14 protein-coding genes are annotated in these 15,852 nt (G+C 55.9%); 7 read left to right on the forward strand and 7 right to left on the reverse strand.

Going from position 1 to position 15,852, the window contains the following annotated elements:
* Positions 1-62: 62 nt before the first annotated feature.
* Entirely contained in the window at positions 63-692 is a 630-nt protein-coding gene (locus tag QMZ18_RS32815; protein WP_282610660.1) for a MarC family protein, read from the forward strand.
* A 25-nt stretch (positions 693-717) separates the two neighbouring features.
* Here QMZ18_RS32815 and QMZ18_RS32820 read toward each other — a convergent pair whose 3' ends face one another.
* On the reverse strand, positions 718-1,233 hold the full coding sequence (locus tag QMZ18_RS32820; protein ID WP_282610661.1) for a hypothetical protein: 516 nt from the start codon (positions 1,231-1,233) through the stop codon (positions 718-720).
* A gap of 77 nt (positions 1,234-1,310) precedes the next feature.
* The gene (locus QMZ18_RS32825; RefSeq protein ID WP_282610662.1) at positions 1,311-2,033 is read right to left on the reverse strand and encodes a hypothetical protein; all 723 of its coding nucleotides are present in this window, start codon (positions 2,031-2,033) and stop codon (positions 1,311-1,313) included.
* Between the two features lie 120 nt (positions 2,034-2,153).
* Between QMZ18_RS32825 and QMZ18_RS32830 the strand changes: the two genes are divergently transcribed.
* Positions 2,154-3,026: a LysR family transcriptional regulator gene (locus QMZ18_RS32830; RefSeq protein WP_282610664.1), complete on the forward strand. Its 873-nt coding sequence runs from the start codon at positions 2,154-2,156 to the stop codon at positions 3,024-3,026.
* Here QMZ18_RS32830 and QMZ18_RS32835 read toward each other — a convergent pair whose 3' ends face one another.
* The gene (locus QMZ18_RS32835; RefSeq protein WP_282610665.1) at positions 3,027-3,608 is read right to left on the reverse strand and encodes a helix-turn-helix domain-containing protein; all 582 of its coding nucleotides are present in this window, start codon (positions 3,606-3,608) and stop codon (positions 3,027-3,029) included.
* A gap of 169 nt (positions 3,609-3,777) precedes the next feature.
* On the opposite strand from QMZ18_RS32835, the gene QMZ18_RS32840 reads away from it, so the two are divergent.
* From QMZ18_RS32840 to QMZ18_RS32855, 4 genes are all read left to right on the forward strand, one after another.
* A complete protein-coding gene (locus QMZ18_RS32840) occupies positions 3,778-4,629 on the forward strand; it encodes a hypothetical protein (RefSeq protein ID WP_282610666.1) in 852 nt (283 codons plus the stop codon).
* Positions 4,630-4,870: 241 nt separating this feature from the next.
* Positions 4,871-5,290: a nuclear transport factor 2 family protein gene (locus QMZ18_RS32845; protein ID WP_282610667.1), complete on the forward strand. Its 420-nt coding sequence runs from the start codon at positions 4,871-4,873 to the stop codon at positions 5,288-5,290.
* A gap of 178 nt (positions 5,291-5,468) precedes the next feature.
* Entirely contained in the window at positions 5,469-7,448 is a 1,980-nt protein-coding gene (locus QMZ18_RS32850; RefSeq protein ID WP_282610669.1) for a tyramine oxidase, read from the forward strand.
* 633 nt (positions 7,449-8,081) lie between these two features.
* Positions 8,082-8,495 (forward strand): hypothetical protein, encoded by a 414-nt coding sequence (locus tag QMZ18_RS32855; protein WP_282610670.1) that lies wholly within the window; start codon positions 8,082-8,084, stop codon positions 8,493-8,495.
* A gap of 51 nt (positions 8,496-8,546) precedes the next feature.
* Here the strand turns inward: QMZ18_RS32855 and QMZ18_RS32860 are convergent, their stop codons facing one another.
* The 4 genes from QMZ18_RS32860 to QMZ18_RS32875 all read right to left on the reverse strand — a co-directional run bounded on the left by QMZ18_RS32860 (position 8,547) and on the right by QMZ18_RS32875 (position 14,372).
* Positions 8,547-10,010, reverse strand: coding sequence for a hypothetical protein (locus tag QMZ18_RS32860; RefSeq protein WP_282610671.1), 1,464 nt, complete (start codon positions 10,008-10,010; stop codon positions 8,547-8,549).
* A gap of 544 nt (positions 10,011-10,554) precedes the next feature.
* Positions 10,555-11,778 (reverse strand): hybrid sensor histidine kinase/response regulator, encoded by a 1,224-nt coding sequence (locus QMZ18_RS32865; RefSeq protein ID WP_282610672.1) that lies wholly within the window; start codon positions 11,776-11,778, stop codon positions 10,555-10,557.
* Between the two features lie 21 nt (positions 11,779-11,799).
* Positions 11,800-12,261 carry a response regulator gene (locus QMZ18_RS32870; protein ID WP_282610673.1) on the reverse strand — a complete coding sequence of 154 codons (462 nt, stop codon included), beginning with the start codon at positions 12,259-12,261 and terminating at the stop codon, positions 11,800-11,802.
* The gene (locus QMZ18_RS32875; RefSeq protein ID WP_282610674.1) at positions 12,258-14,372 is read right to left on the reverse strand and encodes an ATP-binding protein; all 2,115 of its coding nucleotides are present in this window, start codon (positions 14,370-14,372) and stop codon (positions 12,258-12,260) included. Before QMZ18_RS32875 ends, QMZ18_RS32870 begins: the two co-directional genes overlap by 4 nt.
* 363 nt (positions 14,373-14,735) lie before the next feature.
* Here QMZ18_RS32875 and QMZ18_RS32880 point away from each other — a divergent pair, with 363 nt between their 5' ends.
* Positions 14,736-15,845 (forward strand): hypothetical protein, encoded by a 1,110-nt coding sequence (locus QMZ18_RS32880; RefSeq protein ID WP_282610675.1) that lies wholly within the window; start codon positions 14,736-14,738, stop codon positions 15,843-15,845.
* Positions 15,846-15,852 lie beyond the last annotated feature (7 nt).

Genomic DNA, 15,852 nt, shown 5'->3' on the forward strand with positions numbered 1-15,852 from the left:
ATCCATTGACGCGTGAACAACTCTTGCCCATAGAGTGAACGCGTGATTTCTGCGAGACCGTTATGACCGAAACCGCGTTTGTTGCCCTGACCACCTTCTTCGCAACCGTCGGTCCGCCCGATGTCGCGGCGCTGTTCGCCGCGCTTACGCACGACAACACAGCGGCCGAGCGGCGTGCCATGGCACTGAAAGGGTCGCTGATCGGGGCCGGTATTCTGTTGTTTTTTGCACTATTCGGAGAGGTGGTGCTGGCCAACTTCGGGATCTCGTTGCCGGCCTTACGGACAGCGGGTGGTATCTTGTTGCTTCTGATCGCCATCGACATGGTCTTCGCACGCCCGTCCGGTGGCACGACCACCACGAGCGAAGAAAACAAGGAGGCGGAAGGCAAGAAAGACCTCTCGGTCTTTCCGCTCGCAACGCCTTTGATCGCTGGTCCCGGCGCGATCGGCGCCGCAGTGCTGCTGGTCGCCGATGCGGACGGTGATCCCACACAGATCTCCATCGTGATCGGTGCCATGCTGGCGATCGTGCTGCTGACTTTTCTGCTGATGCTGGTGGCGACCCAGGTACAGCGGCTGCTCGGCGTAACCGGGCTGCATGTACTCTCGCGCGTGATTGGTGTTTTGCTCGCGGCGCTGGCAGTACAGTTCATCTTCGACGGGGTGGCGAACAGCGGCCTGTTGTCTTAGGTCTCCAGGCACCTAGGCTGTCACTTTATCTGTTGGAAACCCATTCCAAGAAGTCCGGAATCACATCGGGTGATAGTTCCAGGATCGCCTTGGCCAAGCTGGCGTGACCGCCCGCAACGGCGATCCCTGCTGCGGCTGAAATGGCAAAGTCGTTGCTTGATTGAAACTTCTGCATTCCGGCGATGACTTCAGGCAGTTGCTTCGATGCTGCGAAATAGCTGTCACTCAAATCTGCAGGCACTTCAGGCCCACGCTCATCCGTCCGCGCAAGTTCGATTGAAGTTGGCAGCAGGATGAAGTCCCAGTGGGCGTTCCCGGGATTGTGCAGTGCAATTTGGATGACGTGCGGGACTGCCGCATAGGATGCCGTGTAGACCTCTCCCTGATGGCACAGTGCGCTCCACAGGGAGAAGTAAGGTTCGCTCCGCCAGTCTGTGTACTTTGGGCAGGATGCGAGGCTGGCGAGCAGATCGGGAATGTCGGAAGCGGGCCCATAGGCGTGGCTCAGTTCCTGCCAGCGTCCACTCGTCAGCTCGATCATCATTGGTCCCAGATATATTGCAACGCTGCCTAACAATATCTGGAGGGCGTTAGCATAGAAACCACAGAACCGCCCTGTTACCGGTCAGGCGCGGCCGAGAGGTAGGTGAATTCGGTCAGGTGCTGTTCGTTGAAGGTGCCAATTTGTTTCAGGATATCCGGATTGCTGTTCCGGAAGTCTTCGCCTTGCTGCGGATTGTCGTAATGGATGACGACCACCTCGTCCGGCGTGGGCATACCGACGGCGCGTAGGCCGGCGATAAAACCTTCGGTCTTCCAGGTATTTTTCCGGCCACCCGCGATGCTGTTGATTTGCTCCAGATCCTCGTTCCGCGCTTTCGGATCCCGGTTGTTGTAGTGGCTGATCTTCAAGACGTAATCGCGCTCCACGTGCTTGTCGTCACTGGCCTCATCCGCCGTTCGAAAGAGCAGGGGGCCTTCCACGGCACGCAGGGATTCGTCCGCGTCAAACAGAGGGGCGAGCGCCGCGTAGCTTTCCGCCCCCGAAAGCACTGGTTCACTGCAATCGAGCAGAACAAAGCGTCCTGGCGATCCGATGTCGAGGTTGCCCTGTGCGCCGACAAGACTCCCACGCTGCCAGAGGGTGCAGCCCTGCCGAGCGAGCTTCGGCAGAACATCTTCCATCACTGCAATCTGTTCCTTTGCGTGCAGCAGCAGAAGCCCCTGGGCTCGACCATTGGACTCCGCCGCCGCATGTCCTGCGAAAGCTGCCGTCATGAGGGCGGCTGCGCCTACTGATTTTACAGATTTGCTGAAGGTCGAAGACGAATTCTGCTGCATGGCTTACATCCTTGTTGCATAGAAATATCAGATTAACTGGTGCGTTTTTATGACGTTATATTCAGGTAAACCGGGGTGTCTCGGTTTTCTTTTGTCAATGTTTGGTGTAAAAACGCACCAATGAGTGAATGGGATGATTACCGCTTTGCCCTGGCACTGCAGCGTTCGGGTTCGGTCCGGGGCGCCGCACAGATCCTGGGTGTAAATCATGCGACGGTGTCGCGGCGGCTTGCCGGTTTGAACGAACGCCTGGGCGCGCCGGCCTTCGTACGACTGGACGGCGTCTATAAACCTACATCCCTGGGCGGGTCTTTGGTCGCGGCGGCCCTAAGGATGGAGGACGCCGTCTATGCGGCTGAGCGGGAAGCCATGGGGCGCGAGCAAGGCATGAGCGGTGTGCTGACTCTCTCGCTGCCGGACGTCCTTGCGCGGCATCTCTTGATGGAGGATATAGGTCGCTTTCAGGAGACCTATCCCGCTATCAAACTGACCTTGCAGACTTCCCACGGTTTCGCCGACCTCGATCGGCGTGAAGCGGATCTCGTGGTGCGGATCACCAATGAGCCGCCGGATCATCTGGTTGGGCGGCGGCTGTTCAAATATGCCCGCTGCGGCTATGCGGCCCCTGATTACATTGAGACACACGCTTCAAAGAGCCTTCGCTGGCTCGGATGGCCGGACGATTCCGAGTGCCCTGACTGGGTGCGCGGGAGTCCTTATCCCGAGGTGCCGGTGGGATTGCGGATCGAAGATCCGTTGGTGCGTCATGCCGCTGCACTGGCGGGACAGGGCTTGATCTTCGAGGCCTGTCTGTTGGCGGATCCTGAAGAGGGTTTGATCCGGCTGCCCGGCGCCCGGCCGGAACCCGATCGCGATATCTGGGTGTTGACCCACCCCGACCTAAAAGACACACCTCGGGTTTCGACGCTGATGCGACATCTGGCCGATGCAATTATCCGCAAGCGCGACCTGATCGAAGGCCGTGCGGGATAGTCAAAACACCGCCGGCGAGGTGCAGGACACCATGGTCACCGGTTTCTTGCCGCGGACCCTGAAGCGATGGGGAATGCGGCCATCGAATTTGTAAACGTCGCCTGCTCTCATGATCTGGTCGTGATCGCCGACTTGCACACGAAGATTTCCCTCGATGACGATACCGACCATTTCGCATTCCTCTTCCATCTGCGATAGACCCGTATCGGCGCCTGCTTCGTAGCATTCGTATTGGAAAAGGAATGAGGGATCGCTGTCGGCGGCGATCTGCCAGAATTGGACTCTGTTGTTGGTGATTTTCCGCAACTCTTCAAACCGGAAGAATACCTTTTTCATGCTGGACGGTTCGGTTTGCCAAAACTCTGCCATGGAGACCGGGAAAGCCCGTAAGAGCTTGACCATGGTGCCGACAGAGGGATTGAGCGTGCCCTTTTCAATCATGGAGATCGCGGCATTGCTGACACCGCTCAGTTTGGCCAGCTTGCGCTGGGAATAGCCGAACTTTTCGCGGATGAGCCGGAGACGCTGGTCCACGCGGTCCAGCTCTTCCCCGCCGATCTGCTGCTCTGTGTCCCGCGTCATGGTTTCAGCTTTTTTGTTGTTAAGTTGTTCAGTATAGCAAACAAACTTCTTCAATAGATATATTAATAACAGTGTGTTGTATGATCATACGTTAAATATTGCAGGAAAAAACACTTCAGATTACCCTTTTTCCCGAAACCTGATGTGGTGCCGAAACCAGGGAGTGTCTATGCTCAGACCCGATGCCCGGGACTTTGTCGATCTCCAGACCTATCCGATCGACACGCCCGATTCTTCCGAGTGCCTCAAGCTGTTGTCCAGCCTACGCGCCCAACTGAAGGCAGACGGTTGCGCGGTGCTGCGGGGTTTCATTCGTGCTGAACGTATCGCCGATCTCGTGGCCGAAGCGGACGGTGTTGCGGCGCAGGGCCATCGCTCCTTCAACCGGACAAACGCTTACTTCACCACGGACAACCCCGACCTTCCGGAATCTCACGCTCTGCGGCGCTTCTACGACCGGTCGAATTCCTTTGTACCGGCCGATAAATTCGGCGCCGACAGTATCTTGCGCAGCCTCTACGAATGGACTTTCTTTCCGGCCTTGATTCAGTCGGCACTCAACGAAGCCAGTTTCCACCGTTACGCAGATCCGCTGGCTGACGTGATCGTAAATGTTGCCGAAGAGGGCGGCGGCTTTCCCTGGCATTTCGATACCAACAACTACACCGTGACTCTGGCCATCCAGAACGGCAGCGAGGGCGGGGAGTTTCAATACTGTCCGAACCTCCGTACGCCGGACCATGAGAATTACAATGGCGTGGAAGCCGTCCTGGACGGCGGAAGCGACCGGATAAAGACCCTGGAACTTCAGCCGGGCGATCTGCAGATTTTCAAGGGCCGCTATTCCCTTCACCGCGTTAAGCCCCTGCGCGGCGCGCGTAAACGCTACGTTGCAATTTTCTCCTATGTGGAAGAGCCGGATATGGTGGGCAGTCCTGAACGGACGCTTCAACTCTACGGCCGCGTGCTGCCGATCCATCTTGAGCGTGCGGGGCTGCGCGCCGACGCGCTTATCGATTAAGCTGCTTACTATCAAATCTCGCTGTTTTTTTGTCGGGCGCCTTTCAGCACGGCAGAGATTTAGACGAGAGTATGATCGCTCTTAACGGAATTGGCGTCGGCAAGAAACAGCAAGGGCGCCAGGAGTCTCTCGGCGCGGCAAAAGCCTGATCTGGATTTGCCTATTAACCCAGGTGCCGGTCTCTCCGAAACTTGCTACTATTGCGTACAAACAAAAAGTCCAGCAACCAAGGGAGGCGGAGATGACCGGGGAAGAAGAAGCCAATGTAGCCACATTGCGCAAAGCTTATGCGGCCTGGCACGATACCAAGGGTGATGCAGAGGTCTGGTACGGCATCCTCGCGGACGAAATTTCATTTGGGTCTCTCGCCGACGGGAAACCGGGCATGGAATTCACGAAACCCTGCGCTTCCAAGGCCGAAGTTGTCGGTTACTTCGAGGGCCTGGCCCGAGATTGGTCGATGGAATTCTATCACGTGAACGAATTCGTCGCCCAGGGCGGGCGTGTCGTGGCGTTGGCAGAGATCTCCTTTACCAACCGGGCGACCGGCAAAAAAATCACGATACCTAAGGTCGATGTCTGGATGTTCCAGGATGGCAAAGCCACCCAGTTTATGGAGCACTACGATACCCATACCGCACTCGCCGCATGTGAAGCCTAGGTTGGGAACTCCTGATTTGCGTCGGCCTGATTGCTACAGGTGATGATCCTGTATTCCGCGTAGCTTTAGGTTTGGTGGCGGGACCAGCGACGGCGTTGCCGTTTTTTCCAATGGGAATTCCATCCCGGCGCGAATAACATGTTAAACAACGCTTGCCGGCAGCCCAAGGGAGAGTGCGATGAGGTTCAAGGGTCTTTTAATCGGAGGATTTCTGGGAACGACCTTGTGGAGCGGATTGCTGTCCGCCCATCCGCTCGATGGTTTGTCGGCCGAAGAGGTCGCAAGGGTCAGCGAGATTATGCGCGAACAAGGGTTGGCTGACGACCAAACGCTGTATCCCTTGATCGAACTCATCGAGCCTTCTAAGGCCGAAGTGCTGGCCTGGTCCGAGGGTGATGTGCTCGACCGCCGGGCCCGCGTGCACTACAGCAACGCCCTGGGTTTCCAGAGCGCAATCGTGAACATCACCGATGACCTTATCGACGAGCACGGCCCTGCGGGCGGCCAGCCTATGGTGTTGTTCGCCGAATTCATCAGCGCCATGGAGGCGGCGCTGGGGCATCCCGATATGGTCGCCGGACTTCAGAAGCGCGGCCTGACGCCGGAAGATGTCTTCTGCCTGCCATTGACCGCAGGCAATTTCTTGACGGAGGAGTACCAGGGTACACGCCTGATGAAAGTACCTTGCTACGTGAATCCCACTGGCTCCAACTTCTACGCCAAGCCGATCGAAGGTCTTTTCGCCGTGGTTGACCTCACGACCAAAGAGGCACTGCGTGTGATTGACGAGGGCGCTATCCCGCTGCCGCAGGATCCCTGGGGTTACACGCAAGAGGAGGTTGCGGCGCGGACGGCTCTGCGCCCGGAAAGCAATCCGGCAGGGCTGTCACAGGCAGGCGGCCCGAACTACAAGGTGACGGGCAGTCTGATCGAGTGGGACATCTGGCGTTTCCGCTACCGCATCGACAAGCGCCCCGGGGTAGTGCTTTCCAACATCGATGTGAACGACGGCAGCGACTGGCGTTCGGTGCTCTATCAGGCACATCTTTCAGAGGTCTTCGTTCCCTACATGGACCCAGGCCAGGGTTGGTACTGGCGCACCTACATGGACAGCGGCGAATATGGCTTCGGCCTATTCCTGACCCCGCTGACACCCGGGGTCGATTGTCCGGAATATGCCACCTACCTGCCGGCTGTGATCAACGATGACACGGGACAGCCTCTCGAGATCCCCGATGCGATCTGCATCTTCGAACGAAACATCGGCGACCCGGCCTGGCGGCATTTCGAAGTCTTCGCACAGAGCGAAGAGACTTTTGTGCCGGCCGAGGGACGCCCGGAGACCGAGCTGGTTGTCCGTTCGGCGTCCGAGGTCGGGAACTACGACTACCTGATCGATTACCGCTTCAAGCAAAACGGCGAGATCTACATCAAGATCGGCGCCACGGGTCTGGACGCGGTCAAGGGTGTGGCGGCGACCTCGATGGATGATCCGACCGCCGCCGCCGACACCCGCTTCGGCACGCTGATCGCGCCCCATCTGGTGGCGCCGTTCCACGATCACTATTTCAACTTCCGCCTGGACTTCGACATCGATCAGCCCAAGAACAACTTCGGTGTCATGGAGATCGTGCCGGCCAAGCTAGATGCCGACAGCCCGCGCCGTTCCATGTGGACAGTCGAGCACAAGATGCCCAAGACCGAGCTCGAAGCGCGCTATCAGGTCAGCGCGAAGTCGCCGCGCTACTATCACCTCATGAACCCCGACAGGAAGGGGCCATTGGGCCACACGCCCGGCTACATGATCCACCACGGCAGCATCGCCTACGGTCCTTTCGATTTCGAGAACGATCCGCCGATGAAACGTAACGCCTACATCGAGTACAGCGTCTGGAATACGCTCCACGATCCGGCGCAGCGCTACGCGGGCGGCACTTTCCCCATGCAGGGTGACGGTTCGGACACGCTTGCGGAATGGGTCAAGGCAGATCGCAGCCTGATGGGCCAAGACATCGTCACCTGGTTCTCCGCCGGATTTCACCACATCCCGCGTATGGAGGATTGGCCTGTCATGTCGACGGAGTGGAAGACCGTGCACATCATGCCGCACAATTTCTTCGCCCATAATCCTGCGCTGACGATCCGTAAGGGGGAGTAGGGGGCGTTTTTTTCACCATGCTGGGTGTTTTAAGCGCGATCCGAGAGTGACCGGTCCGTTGCGGTACCGGGGATGAATCGTTCCTGGCTGGAGAATTTGCCGCGAACCCGAAGCAGCAAAAAAAAACGGCAGTCAATTGACTGCCGCCTGATAAAAAAACTGTCGCTTTGGATACTTAAAATAATTTTGAGGAATGTTCTGCTTCACCAATTCCTTAAATTGTGAAACCAGCAGCTGTGCCCAATCAACTTGAAAGGCCTGACACAGTGAAGCGGCTAACTTCCTCTTGACGTCGGCAGCGATCTGGGTCCTCGAAGGGATCAGCTCGACTGCCTGCCATCCGGGTGAAGACGATCGCGATACCCACGGATGACCGCTGCGTTTTCAAACTCAGCGAAGGGTTCCCATGTTGTATTGCATACATGATCATCTCTCCTATTAGCCGTTTCTCTGTAGAAACTCTGTGAGACCATTTGCGTCTCACGTTCTCTTATGTAGGTTAGGTTCATATAATTGTCAAATTGAAATTTAATTGAATGGCAAATTAATTTTTTATTGTCATTCATATTGACATTATAACGCGCGCAATTTAACGTCTGTCTGACCGCAAAGACGGGGAGAAAGGAATTCACCATGCTCGACAAGATGTCGAAAACCGAACAAACCCAACAAGCCGACAATGTGACAGACAGCGTGATTGGTTATATCCAGGCCGTCGAAAAGGCGAGCATGCGCTGGTTTGATGAGGTCTCGAAGTTCGAAAAAATGGATTCGGCCTACTACTGGCCGCTTCTGACCCAGATTTACCGCAACGATGCCAAGGGGCGTCGCACCAGCTTGTCGGAAGCCGAGAAGTTTGTGCCGCATCTTTCGGCTTCGCAGGTGCGCCGTGCAATCACCATCGCGGAAGAAGCTGGTTTTGTGACTCTTAGCGATCCGCAGAAGCGGCCGCGTTACGTGAAGTTGCAACCGAAGGCATCTGCGCTCATCGAAGATACGGCCGGATTTGCGCTTACGGAAATGGCGCAGTTTCTTAATCGCGACTGATGAATTGTCGCCGCGGATTGGTCTGTAGCGAAGACTATTCGTGCGACCGTCTCACGATACAATCAGTCCGCTGTGAAGGCCCCGGTGAATATATAGTTTATCGTTAGAGGATACACGGATGAAGCGGTTCTGGTAGCGGAACTCCTGCTGATTCTCGACGGGCAGCTGTTTGCCAAGTACGCTCGACCTTACCAGTAAATCCACGATCCCCCGTGTGCCGAGCGCACGGGTGTGCTCGCTGAACTGACCTAGGTTTTCCTTTAAGCGCGTTTCCACGTCTTGGTAATGAAGACTGGCCTTTCCACTGCTTGAAATGATCGCAAGCACATCCTCTATATCCGGGATCCGCGTGTGTAATTCGTCGATCAGATCGGTGATAAGGTATTCGGAATAGAGCCGATCGAGGCTCTTACGTGTGTCCGCCGATACAAGCTTCTCTCCTTTTTGAACGGCGTTACTCGCGGCAATTTGCAGATAGGCGATGATGTCGCGCGGGCGGCCGTAACTCCGCCTTTCGATCTCAGTAATAAGGGGGCGGGTCCGTCGTTTGCCGCTCAGCGTAACACGGGTGCTCTCGAACAGCAGACCCAGCGCTTTTTCCATGTTGGCAGCAGAGTCCGCCGCCATCTCTGACGGGTTGGTGCCCGCTGCTTTCAGGATTCGATAGGACACCATGTCGTTGAGCACCGAGTTCTGCCAACGCAGATCGATGATGTCGCTCATCAACTTGGCTTTGTTATTGCTCCGGAGCAGGTCATAGATGTCGTCTCGCAAAAACACGATCGGGTATATTTTTGCGCGCCGCGAAAATTTTGCCTTGATGTCCAGAGTTGCCCTGAACAGTCCGCCGAGGAGCTTTGCGTAGGTGCTGTCGGGGTGTGCGCTTTCGCGGTCGTAGTCGTCATCAAGGTCGTCATAAAGAATGAAATAGGTGCTATCGTCGATGTGCTCATCGATGATGCTTTCCAGGATCGCCACCCGTTCATAGATCGCTGTGTCGTTGCTAAGATAGGTGTTTTTGGTCGATGCGTTGCCGCCGCTGCTCAGAATTTTAAGTCCAAACGAGCGATCGGTAATCCGTTGGATGTAATCGGATGTGGCCCGACCGAGATTTTGAGGCATTTCCTCGTCGATAAGCGTTCGGAGTTCGGGTGAAACTGATTCGTTCTTTGCAAAGGTCTGGAGCATCGTCATATAGGTGATGTACTTCCAGATATTGGTATATCGGGACGAAGTGGCGAAGCCCTCCTGTTCGAACTTTGCCAAGATGTTGAACGGGAAGTTCCGGAACGACAGTGTTTGCGCGAACGTGCCGTAGTCCTGCTTGTTCAGAATGTGCTCGGCGATTGCTGTCTTGCCCGAACCCTTTCGCCCGATGACAAAGCAGTTCTCACCGCTATAGAGGCCAGCGATCTTTTGGGTCTCGAAAAAGTAGCGCGCGTTTTCTTCGCCGCGTTCCTCGAGCTTCCAAGACGCCACGGCCTTCAAGCAAAGATTTTCATTTGCATCGTTCATAGCCACCTAGCCCCCGGGCGCCCATCGTGCATACGACCAAGTTTCGTCGGAAACCGCTAGATCCGTCAAGGGAACGTCCCTGCGCCACTGGAATCTCACTCTCTGCGCAGCGTGATGCATATCGTCGGTAACCGGATAACCGATCCTTCGATCTGCTGCCTTTCCGGCTGTTGCTGGCTTGCAAAGAGGCGTTCCCAGCGACCGGACCCTAGAGCCGTGTCCTGTAGGACTCCACAAGGAAATCAACGAAGGCCCGGACCCTGTGCACAAGGCTGCGATTGCTGTCGTAGACGACGTAGATGCCGAGCTTCAAGGCGTTGACGTCTGTTACAGAGCGACTAAGCGCCTCGATTCGATGTCGGGTCCGGCGCGAGCGTACACAATCTGCGCGCCTTGGCGCTCAAGGTACGGCAGTGCCCGCTTGGGCGCAGGCCTTTGACAGTTAGTTGGCTGGAGGAGAGGGGGCAACAACCCGCAGGCTTCATCATAGCTGCAGCTATGGTTCCATCGGCATGAGTGCCTGGTCGTTCAGGTAGATCGCGTTCTAAGCGCGGATTGCCGGCGGCAAGTCCAGTTCTTCGGATGCGGCCTCTTCAAGCCGCTTGGCAACGGCGTCTTTGCCCATCGTCCGTTCAGCCGGCAGGTGCATGTGGACACAAGTGCCCTCGTTCTCGACGCTTTCAATGACCAACTCGCCGTCGTGAAGCTGAACCAGGCGTTTTACGATCGGCAATCCCAATCCGATGCCTTCCCAGCGCCTTGTCAGAGCGCTGCCGGCCTGTTCGAAAGGCTCCAGAATGCGCGCGAGTGCGTCTTCGGCAATCCCAATACCGTTGTCAACAACCGAGAGAGTGATCGCGCCGTCTGATTCCAACGTTGTCGAGACCGACACACGGCCGCCACGATTGGTGAACTTGACTGCGTTGGACAGCAGATTGAGTACGATCTGCTTCATGGCACGTGCGTCACCGAAGACTCGTTCAGTCTTAGGGTCGACCGTCATGTCGAGATACACGCCACCGGCCTCCGCGCGCGGAGCGACCATAGCAAGCGAGGATTTCACAACGGACTTCAAGTCAAATTCCTCTTCGATCAATACGGTTTTACCCGCCTCAATCTTGGAGATATCCAGTACACTGACGATGAGGTTCAGCAGATGCTCTCCGCTCTGCCGAATCTCGCAGATGTATTCGATGTAGGTTTCGTTTCCGATCGGCCCTTTGAGTTCCTTCAGCATGATATCGCTGAAGCCGATAATGGCATTGAGCGGCGTACGCAGCTCGTGACTCATGTTGGCGATGAACTCGGATTTCGCGCGGTTAGCCGATTCCGCTGCATCCTTGGCGGCCGCCAGCTCGCCACGTACGCGGGCTGACCGAATTGCATAGCGGATCGAACGACCCAGCAAGCTCGCGGACAGGTGACCTTTTTCCAGATAATCGGACGCGCCGGCTTCCATCGCGGCAAAGTCGATATCTTCGTTACCTGCGCCGGTCAGCAGAATCATTGGCGTATTGGTTCCGGCGGCAACCGCATCTGCGACAATCTCAATTCCCGTTCGTCCGCCGACATAATGATCCAGCAATGCGACGTGAAATTGATCCTGGCACAAAGCATCAAATCCGGCAGTGGGACTTTGCTCCCACACCAGTTCATATCGGACCAGAGAGTCCTTCTGATTGATCTCGCTAAAGAGCTCACGCGTCAACAGGACGTCATCCTCATCGTCATCGATGAGCAGTACCCTGATGGTGCGTTCGTCCTGCATGTTTACCAAAGACCCCACTTGTTAGCTTGCCAAAGCTTCAGCAGGAGGTAACTCGACGATCTGAATCCAGTAACTGGTCAGAACGCGAACCATGTCCACCAAACCTTCGAAAGTTACGGGTTTGGTGACAAAGGAGTTAACGCCCATGTCGTAGGTGCGCAGGATATCTTCTTCCGCTTTTGAGGTCGTCAGCACCACAATCGGAATCTGTTTGAGGTTGGGGTCGGCTTTGATCTCGGCCAAGGCCTCACGCCCGTCCATTCGCGGCATGTTGAGGTCCAGCAGGACGATACCGGGGCGGGGCGACGACTCTGGGTCTGCAAAGGAACCTTCATGCCGCAGATATTCGAGCAGTTCGATCCCGTCCTTTACGAAATGCAGCCGATTACTGAGCTTGCTCTCAAGGAAAGCATCCTCAATCAGCATGCGGTCATCGGGGTCGTCGTCTGCAACCAAAATCGTTATGGGCTTACCTAGCGTCATAGCGGCTTCTTCTCCATTTTATCACTCTTCGTCGTCTCACTTCTCTGAACAACAGGAAGCTTTACGGTAAAGGTCGAACCTTCACCCACTACGCTGTCCACTTCGATCAGCCCGCCATGACGTTCAACGATCTTGCGGCAGGTTGCGAGGCCGATGCCGGTGCCTTCAAATTCCTGATTGCCGTGAAGACGTTGGAAGATGCTGAAGATGCGATCCGCATATCGCATTTCGAATCCAATCCCGTTATCGGCGAACTGAAGCGCACAATATGATCGGCTCTCTTTATCCCCAACGGTGCCGCCAATCGTAATTTTCGGAGGCACACCTTCCTTGTGATACTTCAGGGAATTGCTGATGATGTTTTGAAAGAGCTGCCGCATCTGCACCAGATCTGCATCGATGGTTGGTAGGGACGCCAGGTCGATGGCGGCACCGGTTTCTTCGATGCGAACCTGAAGGTCCGAAACTACTTCCTTGGCGATCGTGTCCAGATTGCAGGGTTCGAAGGGTCGTCCCTTTGTCGTCACGCGGGAGTAGGTGAGCAGGTCGTTGATCAACAGGCGCATTCTTCCGGCGGCGCTGAGCATCCGTTCCAGATAAAGCTGGCCTTGCTCGTCCAACTGCTCTTCACAACGTGAGGCGAGGCGGTCGCCGAAGGCTTCGATTTTGCGCAGCGGCTCCTGCAGATCGTGGGAGGCGACCGAGGCGAAATCCTGGAGTTCCCGGTTCGAGCGTCCGAGTGCGGCCTCTCGTTCTTTCAGTTCTGAGATCTCGGTATAGAGTATGACCGTCTCACCGCCCTCGGCTTTGTGAGTTTGTACGAGCAACCAGGAGCCGTCTGGCAGGCTGCGCTCTTCCACGCCCGATAAAGACTCGCCAATGGCAGTGCTGCAGTTTTCGTCGTCTCCGCAGCAGGCCGCGTGTTCTGCAGCAAGAAAATCCTCCAGGCTTGTGCCCGGATGAGACTTGGCGATGAGATCAGGATAGTAGCTTCGAAGCTTCGAGTTCGCGATGATCAGCCGGTCTTCCGCATCGAACAGTACGAAGCCCTGATTCAGGTTTTCAACGATGGCCTGACGGGTTCTGGCTTCGGCCGCCGCAGCTTCCATTTCCGCTTCCTTGATGCGGGTCGCATCGAGGATGACACCGTTCCAGACAACTGTACCGTCGGCTTGCTTTAGTGGTTTTGCGATTGCATGCGTGAACTTGGTGGTACCGTCGCGGGCGGCGATGGTTGCCTCCACGTCCCATATCTCTAACTTTCGGGAGGCCTCCAGCAGGCGCTCGCGAAAATTCTCCCGGTAGCCTTCACCATGGCAGTCGAACAGTGCGTTGGGATCTTCGAGGATTTCTCGCGCGGAAACGCCAAACAGATCCTCCGCAGCGTCGCTGATGTAGGTATAACGAATCTGATTATCCGGTGTTACGATGCGTTGGTAGACGACGCCGGGAATAGCGTCGGCCAGCACATCGAAGCGGCTGTCCGCGACTTTCTTCGCTTGCCTGCTGAGCCTGTGGATTACGGCGTGACTTGCCATATCCGCCATGAACTCAACGACATTCCAGTCTTCGCTGGCAACTTCGAAGGGCCGGTCGAAATAGAAGGTCAGAGCGCCCAGCACCGTACCCTCGTCATCGGGGACTGGCAGCGCCCACATGGCCTGGATTTCGGTTTCCAACATCTGGTCGCGTAATTCATCGCTGAGCGGCTTTGATGAATTTTTCAGATTTGGCACTAGGATTGTCTGACCCTCTGCAATGCAGAGTGCGCCAAGGCTCTTACCCGCTTTTAAGGGGTGCCGTGCACCCTGTTGCACGAAGGATTTTGGTAGTCCCTGCTGGGCCAGGTGATAAACCAGGCCCGACCGCGGGCTCTGGATCTCGATGCCGCAGGCGAACGGAGACAGCTGTTCCTGGGCGGCCGTAAAGATCGGTGAAAAGGTTGCGTCAGTAGAAGCCTTACGAGTTATGTGACCGAGGACCTCACTCTGACAACGTAAAAGGCGCAGCAGCAGGTCATTGTCAAACCTGCCGACTTTGCTGTCGTTACTGCATTCCGGAGATTGTAAAAAACTGCCATCCGATGACGTATCGATTGTATCGGTTGACACTCGTTCCCCCTCCTGGTGCGCTCTCACGTCCTCCATAGTACGCCTGCCTTACCGACCAATTTCCCGTTCAAACTACACTCATATGTAAACAACAGTAATTAAGTATTCCTTTATTCGAAGGTGCTGAAAGCTTTACTCGTTCTTTGGCGTTTTCATCGAAATTTAACTACTAATAATCTACCTTTTCGCTCGCTGGCACATCTTTGAGTGAGACCAATTGGGGGACCTATGGACATAAATTATCAAGCCTTGGAGCAAGAGCCTGAGTTTCGGGTTCGTTGGCTTGAGTCCCGGCAGCACCCGCCCCGAAGGCAAAGCAGAATTTCTCAGCTTGAAGATCAAATCGCCTGTTTTAAGCAGCGAATGAACATCGCTGTAATTTATGGCGGCGATAAACGCGTCCCCGGCAACGTGATTTATCAGACTCCCAACACGCGCCCCTGGAAAAGCTACGAGAGCGTTGCTGAAGACATTGCCGGCGCTTTACGCCGCCTGGGTTTTCAGTCGATTCATGTTCTGCCGGAAGATATGAATCTCGGTGACGAATTGCGCCGCCGATCGATCCAATTTGCCTGGCTTAATACGGGTGGCACGCAGGGTTATAATCCCATGGCGCACGGGCCCGCGATGCTCGAAATGTTCGGCGTGCCCTATCTCGGGCACGATCCTCTCACAACAAGTATCCTGGATAATAAGCCCTTCTTTAAGCGCGAGGTTGAAGCCCGCGGCTTGAGGACCTCACCTTTTCTGACCTGGCACCTGGCACGAGGCACTTTCGACCCGGAGAGCAACGTCAACTTCAAGACTGTGTTTGCTGGTTATGATGGCGCTTTTGTCGTCAAGCCCGCCTCCGGGAGAGCCTCCCTGCATGTTCATGTGGTTGAAGACCGCAAGGACTTGGCGCCGGTCGTCGACGAAGTCTTTCACGCGACCCAGAACCACGTGATGATCGAACGCTTCCTCCCTGGTAGAGAGTTCTGTGTTGCGGTTGCCGGCCCTGTGACGGCGCGCAGTGAGCAGCTGCAGATCGACACCAAGCCTTTCGTGTTTTCGCCAACCGAACGTGTGTTGGAGGAAGACGAACAGATCTTCACATCGATGGATCAAAAACCGATTTCGGCGGATCGCCTTCGCCTCCTCACCACGGAGATGGATGCCGATACGGTGGCCAAACTCGAAGAAGTCTCGCTCGAAGTCTTTATGGGTCTGAATCTTGAAACGCTGGTCCGCCTGGATCTGCGTATGGCGGACGATGGCGAGCTCTACATCCTCGAAGCCAATCCGAAACCGGACCTCAAGCAGCCCAGCGGCGACAAGACCAGTCTGGTGAGTGCCGGGCTTGCGGCACATGGGATGGATTACGACGATCTCGTGCTCTCGCTCTTCGCCGACAGGATCGACCTGCTGTTTTGTCAGCGCCGCGGCACGGTGCACCACCTACACACATTGTTCGCGCAGTCGACGCTCGGATAAAAAAAAC

It is taken from the genome of Pelagibius sp. Alg239-R121, assembly GCF_947331435.1.
GTDB lineage: Bacteria > Pseudomonadota > Alphaproteobacteria > Kiloniellales > Kiloniellaceae > Denitrobaculum.